The organism is Acidimicrobiales bacterium (assembly GCA_035531755.1).
In the GTDB taxonomy this organism is placed as follows: domain Bacteria; phylum Actinomycetota; class Acidimicrobiia; order Acidimicrobiales; family UBA8190; genus DATKSK01.
On record DATKSK010000022.1, the window covers coordinates 23897 to 38998 of the forward strand.

The 15102-nt window shown below is 71.9% G+C and carries 16 protein-coding genes and 1 pseudogene; 11 read left to right on the forward strand and 6 right to left on the reverse strand.

Going from position 1 to position 15102, the window contains the following annotated elements:
* Positions 1-12: 12 nt before the first annotated feature.
* Both VMV22_04615 and typA read right to left on the reverse strand, forming a co-directional pair.
* Positions 13-228, reverse strand: a complete 216-nt coding sequence (locus VMV22_04615; GenBank protein ID HUY21605.1) for a hypothetical protein — start codon at positions 226-228, stop codon at positions 13-15.
* A 229-nt stretch (positions 229-457) separates the two neighbouring features.
* Positions 458-2323 (reverse strand): translational GTPase TypA, encoded by a 1866-nt coding sequence (gene typA, locus VMV22_04620; protein HUY21606.1) that lies wholly within the window; start codon positions 2321-2323, stop codon positions 458-460.
* Positions 2324-2810: 487 nt separating this feature from the next.
* Here typA and rpsR point away from each other — a divergent pair.
* Positions 2811-3071: pseudogene (gene rpsR, locus VMV22_04625) on the forward strand (30S ribosomal protein S18).
* A 220-nt stretch (positions 3072-3291) separates the two neighbouring features.
* Positions 3292-3564, forward strand: coding sequence for a hypothetical protein (locus tag VMV22_04630; GenBank protein HUY21607.1), 273 nt, complete (start codon positions 3292-3294; stop codon positions 3562-3564).
* A 69-nt stretch (positions 3565-3633) separates the two neighbouring features.
* Here the strand turns inward: VMV22_04630 and VMV22_04635 are convergent, their stop codons facing one another.
* On the reverse strand, positions 3634-4758 hold the full coding sequence (locus tag VMV22_04635; GenBank protein HUY21608.1) for a HoxN/HupN/NixA family nickel/cobalt transporter: 1125 nt from the start codon (positions 4756-4758) through the stop codon (positions 3634-3636).
* A gap of 112 nt (positions 4759-4870) precedes the next feature.
* On the opposite strand from VMV22_04635, the gene VMV22_04640 reads away from it, so the two are divergent.
* Together VMV22_04640 and VMV22_04645 are read left to right on the forward strand one after the other, a co-directional pair.
* The gene (locus VMV22_04640; protein ID HUY21609.1) at positions 4871-5329 is read left to right on the forward strand and encodes a transcriptional repressor; all 459 of its coding nucleotides are present in this window, start codon (positions 4871-4873) and stop codon (positions 5327-5329) included.
* 58 nt (positions 5330-5387) lie between these two features.
* Positions 5388-5543, forward strand: a complete 156-nt coding sequence (locus tag VMV22_04645) for a hypothetical protein (GenBank protein ID HUY21610.1) — start codon at positions 5388-5390, stop codon at positions 5541-5543.
* 48 nt (positions 5544-5591) lie between these two features.
* On the opposite strand, the gene VMV22_04650 is transcribed toward VMV22_04645, so the two are convergent.
* Together VMV22_04650 and VMV22_04655 are read right to left on the reverse strand one after the other, a co-directional pair.
* Entirely contained in the window at positions 5592-6599 is a 1008-nt protein-coding gene (locus VMV22_04650) for a hypothetical protein (GenBank protein HUY21611.1), read from the reverse strand.
* Positions 6600-6678: 79 nt separating this feature from the next.
* Positions 6679-7302 carry a hypothetical protein gene (locus VMV22_04655; protein ID HUY21612.1) on the reverse strand — a complete coding sequence of 208 codons (624 nt, stop codon included), beginning with the start codon at positions 7300-7302 and terminating at the stop codon, positions 6679-6681.
* Between the two features lie 293 nt (positions 7303-7595).
* Between VMV22_04655 and VMV22_04660 the strand changes: the two genes are divergently transcribed.
* The 7 genes from VMV22_04660 (at position 7596) to VMV22_04690 (ending at position 14773) form a co-directional block, all read left to right on the forward strand.
* The gene (locus VMV22_04660) at positions 7596-8153 is read left to right on the forward strand and encodes a sigma-70 family RNA polymerase sigma factor (GenBank protein ID HUY21613.1); all 558 of its coding nucleotides are present in this window, start codon (positions 7596-7598) and stop codon (positions 8151-8153) included.
* 232 nt (positions 8154-8385) lie between these two features.
* A complete protein-coding gene (locus VMV22_04665; protein HUY21614.1) occupies positions 8386-9066 on the forward strand; it encodes a response regulator transcription factor in 681 nt (226 codons plus the stop codon).
* Positions 9063-10466: a HAMP domain-containing sensor histidine kinase gene (locus VMV22_04670; GenBank protein HUY21615.1), complete on the forward strand. Its 1404-nt coding sequence runs from the start codon at positions 9063-9065 to the stop codon at positions 10464-10466. The genes VMV22_04665 and VMV22_04670 overlap by 4 nt, the downstream gene beginning before the upstream one ends.
* Complete coding sequence (locus tag VMV22_04675; protein ID HUY21616.1) at positions 10463-11026, forward strand: GerMN domain-containing protein; 564 nt, start codon at positions 10463-10465, stop codon at positions 11024-11026. Before VMV22_04670 ends, VMV22_04675 begins: the two co-directional genes overlap by 4 nt.
* A 447-nt stretch (positions 11027-11473) precedes the next feature.
* A complete protein-coding gene (gene glnII / locus VMV22_04680) occupies positions 11474-12490 on the forward strand; it encodes a glutamine synthetase GlnII (GenBank protein ID HUY21617.1) in 1017 nt (338 codons plus the stop codon).
* Between the two features lie 574 nt (positions 12491-13064).
* Entirely contained in the window at positions 13065-14024 is a 960-nt protein-coding gene (locus tag VMV22_04685) for an ABC transporter ATP-binding protein (GenBank protein HUY21618.1), read from the forward strand.
* Entirely contained in the window at positions 14021-14773 is a 753-nt protein-coding gene (locus VMV22_04690; protein HUY21619.1) for an ABC transporter permease, read from the forward strand. The genes VMV22_04685 and VMV22_04690 overlap by 4 nt, the downstream gene beginning before the upstream one ends.
* On the opposite strand, the gene VMV22_04695 is transcribed toward VMV22_04690, so the two are convergent.
* The coding region (locus VMV22_04695) for a hypothetical protein (GenBank protein HUY21620.1) at positions 14770-15102 on the reverse strand (333 nt) is incomplete at its 5' end. The genes VMV22_04690 and VMV22_04695 overlap by 4 nt on opposite strands.

Genomic DNA, 15102 nt, shown 5'->3' on the forward strand with positions numbered 1-15102 from the left:
ACGCCGGGTCTCTCAGGCGGACGCCTCGTGGCGAAGGAACACCTCGAAGTCGCTGTGACGGATGGGGAACGAGCCCCCGCAATGGGGGCACCGGACGTAGACGTGCTGGTCCGTCACCTCGATCTGCCCACGTTCGAGCTGGATGGTCCGCCAGCAGAGCCTGCACGCCGGCGACAGCGACGGTGCAGGTGCTCTGGATCTCCGTTCCCGTAGGCCGGCGTTCGTCATGAGGCCCCCTCGCCCAGCCGTGCCGTTCGACACATCTGTTCCCATGATGCCCCCCATCAAGCCACGGAGCAACAGGTCGTGCGCGCGTGCCGTGGCATTCACGGTCCCCAGACCCAGCTCGACGAGGTCAGGACCCCGAAATTCATCAATTTTTGCCGCGTTGGGCGCTCACGTACTCGCCGGACGTGGTCGGGTCCTGGGCGCATCGGGAAATGCCGCCCGCTGCCGCTCAGGTGCCCGGGTCGACCTCAACAGTTCCGGTCTCGACCTGGTCACGCCGGCCCCGGCTCCGCTGACGGTTCCTCGCGGCCTGGTCGAGGATCACCTTCCGGAGCCGCACCGCGCTGGGGGTGACCTCGACGCACTCGTCGTCACGGATGAACTCCAGGGCCTGTTCCAATGACAACTGGAGGTGGGGGGTCAGGCGCTCGAGCTCCTCGGCGGTGGAGGACCGGACGTTGGTGAGCTTCTTCTCGCGTGTGGGGTTGACGTCCATTTCGTCGCTCCGGGAGTTCTCCCCCACGATCATCCCCTCGTAGACGGCGGTGCCCGGTGCCACGAGCAGCGTCCCGCGCTGTTCGAGCGCCATGAGCGCGTAGGTGGTGGTGGCGCCCCGGCGATCGGCCACCATCGACCCGTTGCGTCGCACCCGCAGGTCCCCGTGCCACGGCTCCCACCCGTCGAACACGTGGTGCAGGATGCCCGTGCCGCGGGTGTCGATGACGAACTCGGTGCGGAAGCCGACCAGGCCCCGGGCCGGGATCTTGTAGTCCATGCGCACCCACCCGGTCCCGTGGTTGACCATCTCCTCGAGGCGGCCGAACCGCAGCGCCAACAGCTGTGTCACCACGCCCAGGTAGTCGCTCGGAACGTCGACGGCCAGGCGCTCCATGGGCTCGTGGAGCTTGCCGTCGATCATGCGCGTCACCACCTGCGGCTTGCCCACGGTGAGCTCGAACCCCTCGCGCCGCATCGTCTCGACCAGGACGGCGAGCTGGAGCTCGCCGCGCCCCTGCACCTCCCAGGCGTCGGGCCGGGAGGTCGGCAGCACGCGCAGCGACACGTTGCCCACCAGCTCGGCGTCGAGTCGGCCTTTCAGGAGCCGCGCCGTCAGCTTGGTGCCGTCGGTCCCCGAAAGCGGCGAGGTGTTGATGCCGATGGTCATGGCCAGACTGGGCTCGTCGACGAGGATCGCCGGCATCGGCCGAGGGTCGTCGGGGTCGGCGAGCGTCTCGCCGATGGTCACCTCGTCGAATCCCGCGACGGCCACGATCTCGCCGGGGCCCGCCTCTTCGACCTCGACGCGGTTGAGCGCCTTGGTGCCGAAGAGCTCCGCCACCTTCCCCCGGTGCACCGACCCGTCGAGCCGGCACCACGCCACGGTGTCCCCGCGCCGAAGCGTGCCGTTGTGCACCCGGCAGATGGCCAGGCGACCCAGGTACGGCGAGGCGCCGAGATTCGTGACGAGCGCTTGCATCGGGTGCCCGGGCTCGTAGGTGGGTGGCGGCACGCTGTCGACGATGGCCTCGAACAACGGGACCAGGTCGGGCCCGATGTCGTCGGGCTTGGTGCCGACACGGCCGGCCCGGGCGTTGGCGTACAGCACGGGGAAGCCGATCTGGTCCTCGTCGGCGTCGAGGTCGAGGAACAGCTCCTCGACCTCGTTGACGACCTCGGCCACGCGGGCGTCGGCGCGGTCGACCTTGTTGACGACCACCACCACCGGCAGCTTGGCCTCGAGCGCCTTGCGCAGGACGAAGCGCGTCTGAGGCAGCGGACCCTCCGACGCGTCGACGAGCAGGAGCACACCGTCCACCATGGCCAGGGCCCGCTCCACTTCGCCCCCGAAGTCGGCGTGCCCGGGGGTGTCGACGATGGTGATCGTGATCCCCCGGTAGGGAATGGTGATGTGCTTGGCGAGGATCGTGATGCCCTTCTCGCGCTCGAGGTCACCCGAGTCGAGGACCCGGTCCGTGAGCTCCTCGTTGGCGCGGAACGCTCCGGTCTGACGGAGCATGGCGTCGACCAACGTCGTCTTGCCGTGGTCGACGTGGGCCACGATGGCCACGTTGCGCAGATCGTCGCGTACGGACATGAGTCGACCTGGCCCTCGTCAGGCCGCGCCGGCGGCGACGAGCACGCCGGGCGACGCCGATTCAATGGCCACGTGTTGCTCTCCGAGCGCTCTGGTGGTGCGTGTCCGGTGGGACCCGATGCTCCGCACAGACTTCGCATTGGGAGACAACCTGACCCAAATTATACATGGCGATCGAAGATTCCCGGATCACGGGCGGCGCCATCGCAGGCTCCTCCCCGGTGGCCGCGCCGCCGGGCGGCCCCGGCCCTGGGTGCGCGGGACCGGGGTGGGGGCCCCGAACGGCTCTGCGGTGGCCCGGGGGCCCGACCACCGGGGACGTCGGCGGCACCGAGGGCGGGGCGGGCGCCGGGCCTCTCCCCGGTGCGGATCGGCTACGCTGGCACTCGATTGGGTTTGCATATCGCGCCGACCCTGATCCTCGGTCTCAGACCTCGGCGTCTCGGACTCCTGTCCCCCGTGCGCGAGCGCTCCAGGAGTGAACGACATGCCCTCTTCACGCAAGCAGCGGTCCCGGCCCCGACCGACCGACAGCAAGGCGCGGGTCCGGCGTGGCCGGCCCAAGGTGTGCCTCCTGTGCAAGGACCGGGTCACGCACGTCGACTACAAGGACACGAACCTCCTGCGCCGGTTCATGAGCGAGCGCGGCAAGATCAAGTCGCGCAGCAGCACGGGCACCTGCGCGCAGCACCAGGCCGCCGTGGCCCTCGCCATCAAGAACGCCCGCGAGATGGCGCTGCTCCCGTACGTGGTGCGCACGCTGGCCGGCGACAAGGGTGGGCGCGGGCGCAGAGGCGGCCCTCCGGGCCGCGGCGGGCCCCGCCCGTCGGAGTCGCCCCCCGGCCGGGCCGCCCCGGCCACCGGCGGCGAAGCCCCGGCCGCGCCGGCACCGGAGACCGCCGCGGCCGGCGATGCCGGCGCCGTGACGCCGGAGCTGGTCCTCGACGCCGGGTCAGGGGCCTGACGCCGTGGGAGCGCAGCGCAGCAGCGCCTCCAAGCGCCAGCGGGACATCGACAAGCGCTCGCGCGCGGCCGAGAAGCGTGACCGCCGGCAGCGCCGCAGCGCGCTCGGGGAAGACGAGGCGTCGCCGGACGGTGACGCCGCCGTGATGGACGCCGGCGACAGCAGCGCGATCCTCCAACAGGTCGAGCAGCTGCACCGCGACTTCGAGGCGCACGTCATCGACTTCGAGACCTACGAGACCCGCAAGGCGGAGCTCCTCAGCCGCATTCAGGTCTGACCCGCGCCACCCCGGTCGGGCCACGGCCCGAGCCGGCGCCTCCGGGCCCGAGGCGGGTGGCGCCGCTCGTCACTCGACCGCCATCCGGGCCTGGCGCGCCTCCTGCGCGGCGGCGTCCCACTTGGCCTCGATCCGCCCGAACCGCCAGATGAAGAGCGCGACAGCCCACGTCACCACGAACACGCCGACGATCACGAACCCGGCGGAGTTGATGTTGAAGCGCTGGAAGAAGCCCCAGAACGACCCGCCCAGCTTCGCCTCCTGCCCGATGAGGCTGAGCAGCTCGACGGTCCCGACGAAGAACGCCACGAACACCGACAGGCCCGTGATGGTGAGGTTGTAATAGACCTTGCGGACCGGCTTGGCGAACGCCCAGTCGTAGGCGAAGTTCATGAAGCAGCCGTCGATGGTGTCGAAGAGGCTCATGCCCGCCGCGAAGAGGACCGGCATCGAGAGGATGGCGTAGAAGGGAAGTCCTCCGACGACGGCCGACCCCGCCAGGACCAGCAGGGCGACCTCGGTGGCCGTGTCGAAGCCCAGCCCGAAGAGCACGCCGACGGGGTAGATCTTCCACGGGGTGTCGATCCTGCGGGCGAGCGGCCCGAAGAACCGGTTCATGAGCCCGCGGCTGTTGAGCTGCCGCTCGAGCTCCTCGTCGTCGTACATCCCGCGCCGCATCTCGCGGAACACCTTCACGATCGAGACCAGGATGACGACGTTGAGGGCCGCGATGAGGTACAGGAACGCCCCCGAGACCGACGTCCCGATGACGGTGGTGGTCCGGTGCAGCGACGAATCGCCTCTGCTCACGGCGGAGTCGAGGGACCGGATTCCGAAATTGAGGAGCACGCTCAGGAAGAACACGACGCTGGAGTGGCCCAGCGAGAAGAAGAACCCGACGCTGAGCGGCCGTTTCCCGTCGCCCACGAGCTTACGTGTCGTGTTGTCGATGGCGGCGATGTGGTCGGCGTCGAAGGCGTGGCGCATCCCGAGGGTGTAGGCCAGGATGCCGGTCCCCACGCCGAAGACCTCGGTCTTGCTGATGCGGTAGTGATGCCCGAGCGCCAGCGCCACCATGCCCCATCCGAGGACGTGCAGGCCCACCACCGTGAACGACATGCCGCCGACACGCGCCCATTCGCCGGGCGTGAGGCCGTCTCGGATCCTTGTGAACCTGGCCCGGGGGTTGGCCATGGCGGTTCCGCCCTCCTCGTGACCGGCGTTTCTCTCCCGATACCCTAGGAACTATGCGACCAGGTCGCAACAGGGTCTTGTTGGCGACAATGCCCGACCGTACAATGCGGGTGTGACCAGGACTTCTGGGCGAGCGTCGGCGGCCGCCGCGGCCTGCGACCCGGTGGACGCCGTGCTGGCGCTGGTCCGGGAGCACGGCGGACGGGTCACCGCCACCCGGCGGCTCCTGCTGCGGGCGCTGTTCGACGCCACGGGGCACCGCACCGCCGAGGAGCTGGCCGACGAGGTGCAGGCCCTCGCCCCCGACGTCCACATCTCGACGATCTACCGGAACCTCGACGAACTCGAGCGGCTGGGCGTCGTGGTGCACGCCCACCTCGGCCACGGGCCCGCCACGTACCATCTGGCGACCGGCGCCCACGGCCATTTCGTGTGCGAGCAGTGCGGCGCCATGGTGGAGGCTCCCGACGAGGTGTTCCAGAGCCTGTCCCGGGCGGCGAGGACACGCTTCGGCTTCGACATCAACCCGCATCACTTCGCCGTGCTCGGGCGGTGCCGGGGTTGTCGGTAGCCCGGGCGGCCGACCGGAGGGCGCCGGCGCCGGGACCCGGACCGGATGGCGCCACGTGATGGCGCAGGACACCGGAGGCGGCGGGGTGGGCGCGCCTTGCCCGGTGGCGCGCGCCGTGTCGCGGCGGCGGGCCGGCGTCCTCGGCCCGCAGGCCGGCGCCGTGGACGCCGACAGCACGATGTGGGCGTTCTCCGAGGCTCACCCGCTGCCGTGAGCCCCGGGGCCGGTGGCGGCCCCGGACCACGCCCGCCGGGCGGTCGCCTCAGGCCGAGCTCGGGACGCGCGGGCTTCGACCGCCGGCGTCGACGAGGTCCACGATGCCGAAGCGGGCGAGCGCCACGACCTCGTCGGCCGGTGCCGTGGTCGACGCGCCGGCCCGGCGGGCCGCCGACGACCCCACCGACGCGTCGCGCAGGTGGGTCAGCAGGGCGAGCTGCGACGCCGAGACGAAGACGACGGGGCTGTCCCACATCTTCACCGCGGGCCGATCGACACCGTCGCGCCCGAGCAGCGTGCCGATCCATTCGACCTGGCGCGAGAGGACCGGTGCCACCCCGGCCGGCAGGCCCGCGATCGGAAGTGCCAGCAGCTCGTCGGTGGCCCGCCGGCGGGCCGCGGTCGAAGGGTCCTCGCCGAGGGGGTCGCTGTTGAAGTCGTTGCACTTCAGGTAGAGGTTCACCGTGTTGGCGGAGTTGCGCCGCAGGTGCCACACCGACGAACCGGGAAAGAGCACGACGTCGCCCGGCCGATCGTGGATCTCGACCGCCGGCGAACCCCGCAGGACCACCTCCGGCAACTCGTCGGGCGCGAGGCTCTCCCGGAAATCCGCCGTCAGGAACGGGTTCGGGTCACGGTGGACCGTGGGGTACAGGACCAGATACGAGCCCTCGGGAACGTCGATCGACACGCCGACCGACACCTGCGAGGCGAGCCGGTCCTTGTGGGCCACCGGCGCCGGGTCGGCGTCGGGTTCGTAGCGCTTCAGGTGTCGCTCCGCCAGCGTGAAGCGCTCCGGATCGAGCCCGCACATGCCTGTGGTCAGGGCCCGGAGGTCGGCTACCAGGTCGACGTCGACCGGCGGCTCGTACAGGTGCTGGTTCTTGGCGCCCCGTATCCCGGTCCCGTGGAGGGCCGCCTCGGCCTCGTGCCGGGCGCTGTAGGCCCGGAGGTGGTCGAGGAATTCCGGGGTGACGCCGTCGCGCACGTGCACCCACCCCTGGGCCTGGTAGGTGGCACTGAGCTCACCCGGGTCGAAACAGAAGGTCTTCACCGATTCTCCCTGCCGTCGAGACGAACGGCCACACCGGTGGCGGCCGTTCCTGGTGTGGTCAAGATCCCCTGGGGTCGCATCAGGCGGCGACGTGCCGATCCGGCCCCCGCCCGCGTCCGGGCGCCGGGCCCGTGGCCGCGCCCGCCGAGCACCCTATGTCGGCGGCGCCCGGGCCGACGTCGCGCCACCCCCGCTGCCGGGCGGTGCCACGGCGGGCGATCCCCGAGGCCCACAGCCGGGACGGGGCGGCGCCACTGCACGCCCGCGCCCCGCCACTCCACGCCCGCGCCCCGTCGCTCGGCACGGGCCCGGTCAGCAAGGCCAGGCGGTGGAGCAGCAGCCAGCCCACGACGGCGATGAGGTGCGGGGCCTCGCTCAAGACCGGCGTCCGCCCCGACGCCGTCTCGACGACAGCGGTGGCCAGCAGCAGGGCCGCCGCCGTTCCGACGATGGCCCTCATGCCCCGGGTGCGGTCCGGGTGCCAGGCGGCGAGCAGGAAGCCCGCGGCCAGGGCCAGGTCGAAGGCCCCGACGTCCCGAGCGGCGTCGTGGCCCCCGAAGATCCACGCGGGCGCGACGATCGCCACCTGGACGGCTGCCAGCGACAGGAGGCCGGCCCGCGTGAGCAGGACGGACCGCCGGCGCCGCCCGTGGCCGGCGTCGAGCCTCGCCGCGCCGAGCAGGCTCTCGCTCGGTCGCCACATGGGCTCCGCCGCTCGCAGCCGCACCATCCGCGTGTGCGCATGGGCCGCCTCACGCCACGACCGGCAGGCGGGACATCGGTCCACGTGGCCATCGACGTCCACGGGATCGATCGGGGACGGCTCCCCGTCCAGGTGCGCGGAGATCGCCTCACGCATGTCGTCGCAGTTCACGAAGATGTAGTCGGAAGACGGGCGCGTCTGGTTCCCGGGCGCGCCGGAATTCCTTCCGCCGGACCCGCACAACGGTCGCGACGGCCCCGGGACAACGATTCGCGCAGGGCTACCATGACGCCATGGACCTCCCCGGCCACCCGAACCACCTCGACCGTCTGGCCGAGCGCGCCCGCCTCGGTGACCAGGCGGCGTGGGAGGCGTTCATCGTGGCGTCCTACGACGCCGTCCGGCGGATGTGCGCGGCGATGGTCGACCGCCAGTCGGCCGAGGACCTCGCCCAGGAGACCTTCACCCGGTCGGTGCGCGCCTTGGCGCGCTTTCGGGGTGAGTGCTCAGCCCGCGCGTGGATCCTGTCGATCGCCTACCGGGTGTGCGCCGACGAGCTGCGATACCTGACGCGGCGACGGGAGCACCAGGACGACGGGGGCCGGCACCGGGATCGGGAGGACCGGCGTGTCCCCGACGTCGCCGAGCAGGTCGCCGTGGACGACCTCCTCGCCCGGCTCGAGCCCCACCGGCGGGCCGCCTTCGTCCTCACCCAGATCCTGGGGATGCCCTACGATGCCGCCGCGGTCGTGTGCCAATGCCCCCCCGGGACGATCAGGTCGCGCGTGGCGCGGGCGCGCGACGACCTCGTCGCCATGACGTCGGTGCAGGACGTCGGCCGGCGAGCCTGACGTCGGCCGGCGAGCCTGACGTCGGCCGGACCGCACCTCCCGCGGCCGCACGCCTCGCTCCCCACCCGTTCCCAGGTATCTCCCAGGGAGCCGGGCGCGACGGGGTCTGTGACCCGTGAGGCGTGCGCCCGCGACGCGCGGCGCGAACCGGCGGGCGTTACCCTGGGTCCTGGCACCGCCGTCGATCGAAGGGGCGCGCCGGGCCATAGGGGGAACGAAGGGGCGGCGCGGCATGAGCGCGCGGATATTGCTGATCGAGGACGACGAGAGCATCCGCACGGCTCTCTCGATGTTTCTGGAGCAGGAAGGGTACACCGTCGCCGACTCGGGCAGCGGGGAGGAGGGCCTGGTGGCGTTCGACCACCGCCCCGCCGACATCGTCCTCGTCGACATCATGCTGCCCGGACTCGACGGCCTCGAGGTGACCCGGGCGCTGCGCCGCACCAGTGACGTCCCCATCGTCATGGTGACGGCGCGCTCGGACACCCACGACGTCGTGGCCGGCCTCGAAGCGGGCGCTGACGACTACGTGCCGAAGCCCGTCGTGGCCAAGGAGCTGGCGGCCCGCATCCGGGCGCTCCTGCGGCGCTCCATGAGCGGCCCCCCCCACAAGGCCGTCATCCGTGTCGGTGACCTCGAGATCCACCGTCAGGCGCGCACCGTCCGGCGCGGGGACGAGGAGCTGCGGCTCACGCGAACCGAATTCCGCCTGTTGTGCGCCCTGGCGGAGAACCCCGGTTGGGTGCTCAGCCGAACGCAGCTCCTCGAGCGCGTCTGGGACTACGACTTCTTCGGTGACATCCGGCTCGTCGACGTCCACGTACGCCGCCTCCGGGCGAAGATCGAGGACGACCCCTCCGCTCCACGGAGAGTGGTGACGGTGCGGGGGCTCGGCTACAAGCTCCAGCCGTGAGGCGGGCTCCCCGGCGGGGGGCGCCCGACGAGCGGTCGCACCGGTTGGGCCTGCGGGCCCGGGCCACGCTCGCCTTCGGGACCGGCGCCGCCCTCGTGTCGATGACCCTGGCGGTCGTCACCTATGCCGTCGCCCACCACTACCTGCTGTCCCGGCGCCAGACGGGGAGCATCACCCAGGCCTTCGTGAGCGCAGGGTTCGTCCAGCAGGAGCTGCGGTCCCCCCTCGCCGACGTCCCCGGCGTGCTGTCGTCGTTGGTGACACCGCAGGGGACCCGATCACTGCTGTACCGCGGCGGGCGCTGGTACTCGCCCTCGGTCACCCTCGGGTGGGGGTCCCTACCGGCATCGCTCACGGGCCCGGTGCGCGCCGGGAGCCCCGCCGAGCAGCGTGTGGTCGTCGACGGCACGCCCGCCATCGCCGTGGGCGTGCCGTTGCCCGCCATCGGCGCCGACTTCTACCAGATCCGGACCATGGCGGAGCTGCAGAACACGCTCGACACCCTGGGCACGGTGCTCCTGGGGACCGCGCTGGCCACGACGGCCGCCGGTTGTCTGATCGGCCTGTGGGCCGGCCGCCGCCTCATGCGCCCGCTCACGGGTGTCGCCGCCGTGGCCACGGCCATCGCCGGCGGCGCGCTGGACCGCAGGCTGCCCGTGGACGGGGACCCGGACCTGGGATCGCTGGCGACGACGTTCAACACCATGGTCGAGAGCCTGGAGAGCCGCATCCAACGCGACGCCCGCTTCGCCTCGGACGTGAGCCACGAGCTGCGTTCCCCCCTCACGGCGGTGGGCACCTCCGTCGAGCTCATCGAGATGTTCCGGCCGTCGCTCCCGGCCGACGGGCAACGGGCGCTCGACGTCCTGGGCCTGGAGGTCCGCCGGTTCTCGACGATGGTGCAGGACCTGCTCGAGATCTCGCGGATGGACGCCGGCGCGGCGAGCCTCGAGGTCGAGGAGGTGCCGATCGACGAGCTCGTGGCTCGGACCGTGGCGGGACGCGCCGGCGAGGTCGCGGTGCACGTGTCGCCGGCGGCGGCGGGCACCATCGTGCGCGTGGACAAGCGGAGGCTGCAGCGCGTCCTGGCGAACATCCTCGACAACGCGGATGCGTACGCCGGCGGCGCAGTGCTCGTGACCGTCGACCGCAACGGGTCTTGCACGACCGTCACCGTCGACGACGACGGTCCGGGCATCCCCCCCGGCGAGGAATCGTACGTGTTCGAGCGTTTCTTCCGCGGGGCGACGGCGGGCCGGCGGGGGGCGACGAGCGGCACCGGGCTCGGACTGGCACTGGCGACGGAGCACATGCGCGCCCACGGCGGGACCGTCACGGTCGAGAACCTGCCACAGGGCGGTGCCCGCTTCACCCTCACGCTCCCGGCGACGAGCACGTGAGGCGGGTGCTCGTCACCGCCGTGGCGGGGCTCGTGCTGTGCGGGTGCGCCATCGGGCCCGAGCGCACCGCCCACGTCATCGACCGGTCGAGGATCCCGCACGGGCTGCTCGACCCGTCGCCGACCGCTCCACCGGGCACGGCCCCGACCGAGAACGTCACGCTCTACTTCGAGTCGGCACAGGGCCTGGTGGCCGTGGCCCGCGCCGCCCGGCGCCCGGTCACCTTGCGGGCCGTGGTCAGACTCCTGGCCCGGGGCCCGACGGTGTCCGAGCGGTCGGCGGGCGTCCAGAGCCCGCTGTCCACGGGGCGGCCCATCACCCTGCGGTCGCTCGTGAACGACGTCGCCACCGTCGACCTGCCGGCCGACGTGACCGACCTCGGGGGCCAGGACCAGATCGTGGCGGTGGCGCAGCTCGTCTACACCATCACCGCCTACCCCGGCGTCGACGCCGTCACCGTGTTGGTGAACGGCATCCCCGCGACGGTGCCCACGGCGAACGGCTCGCTGAGCGCCGGACCGCTCCGGCGTGCCGACTACGCCGAGCTGGCGCCGCGCTGACGGGCGCGAGGCGGCACCGACCCGGCACCGACCCACGTCGACGTGCCGGCGACCGTGGCCAGGAGGTCGGCGACGAGGTCGGGACGACTCAGGAACGGGGAGAGCCCCTGGACCACACGACGACCCGGTCGGCGCATCGCGCCAGGATGCGCTGCAACTCCGGGTGGACGATGTCGTCGAGGGCACACGCTGCGTACGTCGAGCCGGGTTCGCAGCACCGGTTCTGCAGCCATCGGCGGCGATACCCCTCCTCCTGTTCCCCCGGGCGCTCGCAGCGCGGCCCATGGTCGTGGTCGGCGCCCCGGCGCCGTTACCGGGCGTTCACAACCCGGCAACGCGCCTGACACAGAGTGCTGAGAGGGTGGCACGTGCCACCCGTCCTCGGTCGCCGAGGCGGGGGCCAGCGCGGTGCACGGAGGAAATCGAGAAAGCGGAGGTTCGCGCCCCATGAGCTACCAGGCCGAGTACATCTGGATCGACGGGACCCAGCCGTCCCCGCTGCTCCGGAGCAAGACGCGGATCATCCCCGACGGCAAGGAGCCCGGCATCTGGGGTTTCGACGGGTCGAGCACGAACCAGGCCAGCGGGGACGACTCGGACTGCGTCCTGCAGCCGGTGTTCTCCTGCCCCGACCCGCTGCGTCGCCCCGGCGACCGCCTCGTGATGTGCGAGGTGCTCCTCACTGACCTTTCGCCCCATCCCACGAACACCCGGGCCGCCTGCGCGGCGGCAGCCGAGCGCTACGCCGACCAGGAGCCCTGGTTCGGCATCGAGCAGGAGTACACCTTCGTGCAGGCGGGGCACCCCCTCGGCTGGCCGGAGAAGGGCTATCCCGCCCCGCAGGGCCCCTACTACTGCGGGGTGGGCGGCGACAAGATGCCCGGCCGCGAGATCGTCGAGCGCCACACCGTCGCCTGCATCGACGCCGGCCTCGCCATCGAGGGCACCAACGCCGAGGTGATGATGGGCCAGTGGGAGTTCCAGATCGGGGTCCTGGCGCCGCCGCTCATCGGCGACCAGCTGTGGGTGGCGCGCTGGCTGCTGTTCCGGGTGGCCGAGGACTTCGGCGTCTTCGCCACGTTGGAGCCCAAGCCCGTGCTCGGCGACTGGAACGGCGCGGGCGCGCACACGAACTTCTCGACCAAGGCGATGCGCGAGGAAAGCGGCTGGGACGCCATCATCGCCGGCTGTGAAGCGCTCGGGAAGAACGTCGACGAACACGTCCAGAACTACGGCGTCGGGATCGCCGATCGCCTCACGGGGGCCCACGAGACCGCCCACTGGTCGGAGTTCAGCTACGGGACCTCGGACCGGGGAGCCTCGATCCGGATCCCGTGGGCCGTCGCCAAGGACAAGAGGGGATGGCTCGAGGACCGGCGGCCCAATGCCAACATGGACCCCTACGTCGTGAGCCGGCTCATGGTGACGACGGTCTGCGGGAACGGCGCCGCCGACATGGACTAGACGTCACACCCCCGACCCCCGCCGCTCACCCTCCATCCGTACGCTGGGAACCGCGGCGGCGATCTCACGAAGGGCGACACGTGATGGGGCGCGCCAAGGCCCGCTTCGGCGGCGGGCCGGCCGCTCGAGGCCATACGGTGGGCCGGCGTGGTGCCGGGCGACGTGAACAGTCCCAACAGGTAGGGAGAGATTTCTGCTCCTGGTCTCCACCTGCCTCGGCGAGGCGAAGGAGTCGACACCTCAGGGCCCCCTCGGGTGTCGGCTCCTTCGCCGCGTTCGCCGGCCCGGGAAGAACCGACGAGCCGGACCTGGACCGCGCGACCAGGCCCGACATCGCCCGAGCCGAGCCGGCGACTACGGTCCCGACGAGTGGGGTGTTCCCGTGGCGACCACAGCGGAACGGAGCGGCGCGACCGTGGCGCCGACGGGCGACGGGCAGCGAGCCAGCGCTGAGCGAGCGGTGCGAACCTACGCCGGCCCGGGCTTTAGAGGCGATCGACCCTGTCCCTGCCCCGGGACACGGTGACACGGTCAGGGTATGGGGAAAGCTGCTCGCGCGGCCACAGGCCCGGGCATGAGCATCGTGCCGGATCCGATCCTGGACACCGGCGGGGCGGCGCCCGCCCTGCGCTTCGGCGACGTCGTGCGCCGCTACGGCCGGCACGTCGCCCTCGACCATCTGGACCTGCAAGTGGCCCGGGGGGAGACGGTGGCCCTGCTCGGGCCGAACGGCGCCGGGAAGTCCACCACGATCTCCCTCCTCCTCGGTCTCCTGCGACCGCACGGGGGTTGCGTGGAGGTGCTGGGGACGAGCCCCCGCCAGGCGGTGGCGGACGGCCGGGTGGGCGCCATGCTGCAGACGGGCTCGGGGAGCGGCCTGCCGCCCGGCGTCAGGGTGTCGGGTGTCCTGGAGCTCGTCCGCCGGCTCTACCGCCGCCCCGCTCCGTTGGAGGTCACCGTGGAGCGGGCCGGGATCGCCACACTCATGCGCCGGCCGACGAACCGGCTGTCGGGCGGAGAGGCCCAGCGCGTCCGGTTCGCCGTAGCCATCGCCGGGGATCCCGAGCTCGTGTTCCTGGACGAGCCGACGGCCGCCATGGACGTGGAGAGCCGGCGCTCGTTCTGGGCCATGATGCGCCAGTTCGGCGAGGAGGGCCGCACCATCGTCTTCGCCACCCACCACCTGCAGGAAGCGGACCAGATCGCCGACCGGGTGATCGTGATCAACCGCGGGACGGTCGTGGCGAACGGCCCCGGGGCGACGCTCAAGGCCGCGGTGGCCAGCCGGCAGGTGCGCTTCGTGACCGCGCACCCCGACGAGCGGATGCTCGACCAACTGGCAGGCGTGACCGATGTCGTCGTCCGGGGCACCGGCGTGACGCTCATCTCGCTCGACGCCGACGCCACCGTGACCGCCCTCGTGCACTCGGGGCTCGAGTTCTGCGACCTCGAGGTGACGGGGGCGGGCCTCGAGGAGGCGTTCGTGGCGCTCACCGAGTGCGCGCTCGCCCCCGGCCAGGAGCGCGCCACGTGAGCGGACTGCTGGCGTTCGGGCGGTTCGAGGTCGCCCGGCTGCTGCGCAGCTGGAAGTTCCTGGCCATCACGGTCGGCTTCCCGGTGTTGTTCTACATCCTGTTCCTCCACGACCGCAGCCCGGGGACGGTCGTCGACGGCCAGGTGACCTGGCGCGTCTATCTCATGGTGTCGATGTGCTCGTTCGGCGCCCTCGTCGCCGCCCTCAACGCCGGCGGCAGCCGGCTGTCGACGGAGCGGGCCTCGGGTTGGGCGCGGCAGCTGCGGGTCACCCCGATCCCGGCGTGGTCGTACGTGACCACGAAGGTGGCGGCCACCACGCTGGTGGTGCTCCCGGTCCTCGTCCTGGTCGAGCTGGTGGGCATGGCGTTCGGCGGTGTCCACCTCGGCGTCGGCACCTGGATCGAGCTCACGGCGCTCTTGTGGGTGGCGGCGATCCCCTTCTCGATCCTTGGAGTCTTCGTCGGGTTCATGGTGAACGCCGAGACCGCCTATCCGGTGGTGACGGCGCTCATGTTCGTGCTCGGCTACTTCGGGGGACTGTTCAACCCTGTGGGCCACATGTCCGCCCCGCTGCAGACAGCGGCCCGGGCCCTCCCGAGCTTCCACCAGGCGTCACTCGGCCTGGCCCTGGTGGACGGGCACGGTTTCGGTGTCCAGGATGCAGTCGTGCTGGTGTCCTACACCGCCGCGCTCGCCCTCGCCGTCCTGTGGAAGCACAGGGTCGAGGAGTCGCGGGGCCTCGCTTAGCGGACCAGCCGCCCCGCGGTGGCGTGGCCGCCCGCCTTCGATGACGTCGTTCCGGGCACTGAGGTCGTGGACGTTGTGGACCCCATGCCGTTCCCCGGGTTCGCCATCGGCGCGCCGGTCTGACCAGGCTTCTTCCCGTTCCCGCTCCCGTTCGCGTTCGCGTTGCCGTTGCCGTTCGCGTTGCCGTTCGCGTTGCCGTTCGCGTTGCCGTTGCCGTTCGCGTTGCCGTTCGCGTTGCCGTTCGCGTTGCCGTTCGCGTTGCCGTTCGCGTTGCCGTTCGCGTTGCCGTTCGCGTTGCCGTTCGCGTTGCCGTTCGCGTTGCCGTTCGC

Bases quoted from the DNA above. Each gene is read 5' to 3' on its own strand.
- glnII (HUY21617.1), top strand. From the start codon at position 11,474: ATGAGCTACCAGGCCGAGTACATCTGGATCGACGGGACCCAGCCGTCC.
- VMV22_04685 (HUY21618.1), top strand. From the start codon at position 13,065: ATGAGCATCGTGCCGGATCCGATCCTGGACACCGGCGGGGCGGCGCCC.
- VMV22_04660 (HUY21613.1), top strand. From the start codon at position 7,596: ATGGACCTCCCCGGCCACCCGAACCACCTCGACCGTCTGGCCGAGCGC.
- VMV22_04615 (HUY21605.1), bottom strand. From the start codon at position 228: ATGACGAACGCCGGCCTACGGGAACGGAGATCCAGAGCACCTGCACCG.
- VMV22_04635 (HUY21608.1), bottom strand. From the start codon at position 4,758: ATGGCCAACCCCCGGGCCAGGTTCACAAGGATCCGAGACGGCCTCACG.
- VMV22_04665 (HUY21614.1), top strand. From the start codon at position 8,386: ATGAGCGCGCGGATATTGCTGATCGAGGACGACGAGAGCATCCGCACG.
- typA (HUY21606.1), bottom strand. From the start codon at position 2,323: ATGTCCGTACGCGACGATCTGCGCAACGTGGCCATCGTGGCCCACGTC.
- VMV22_04655 (HUY21612.1), bottom strand. From the start codon at position 7,302: ATGTGGCGACCGAGCGAGAGCCTGCTCGGCGCGGCGAGGCTCGACGCC.
- VMV22_04645 (HUY21610.1), top strand. From the start codon at position 5,388: ATGGCGCAGGACACCGGAGGCGGCGGGGTGGGCGCGCCTTGCCCGGTG.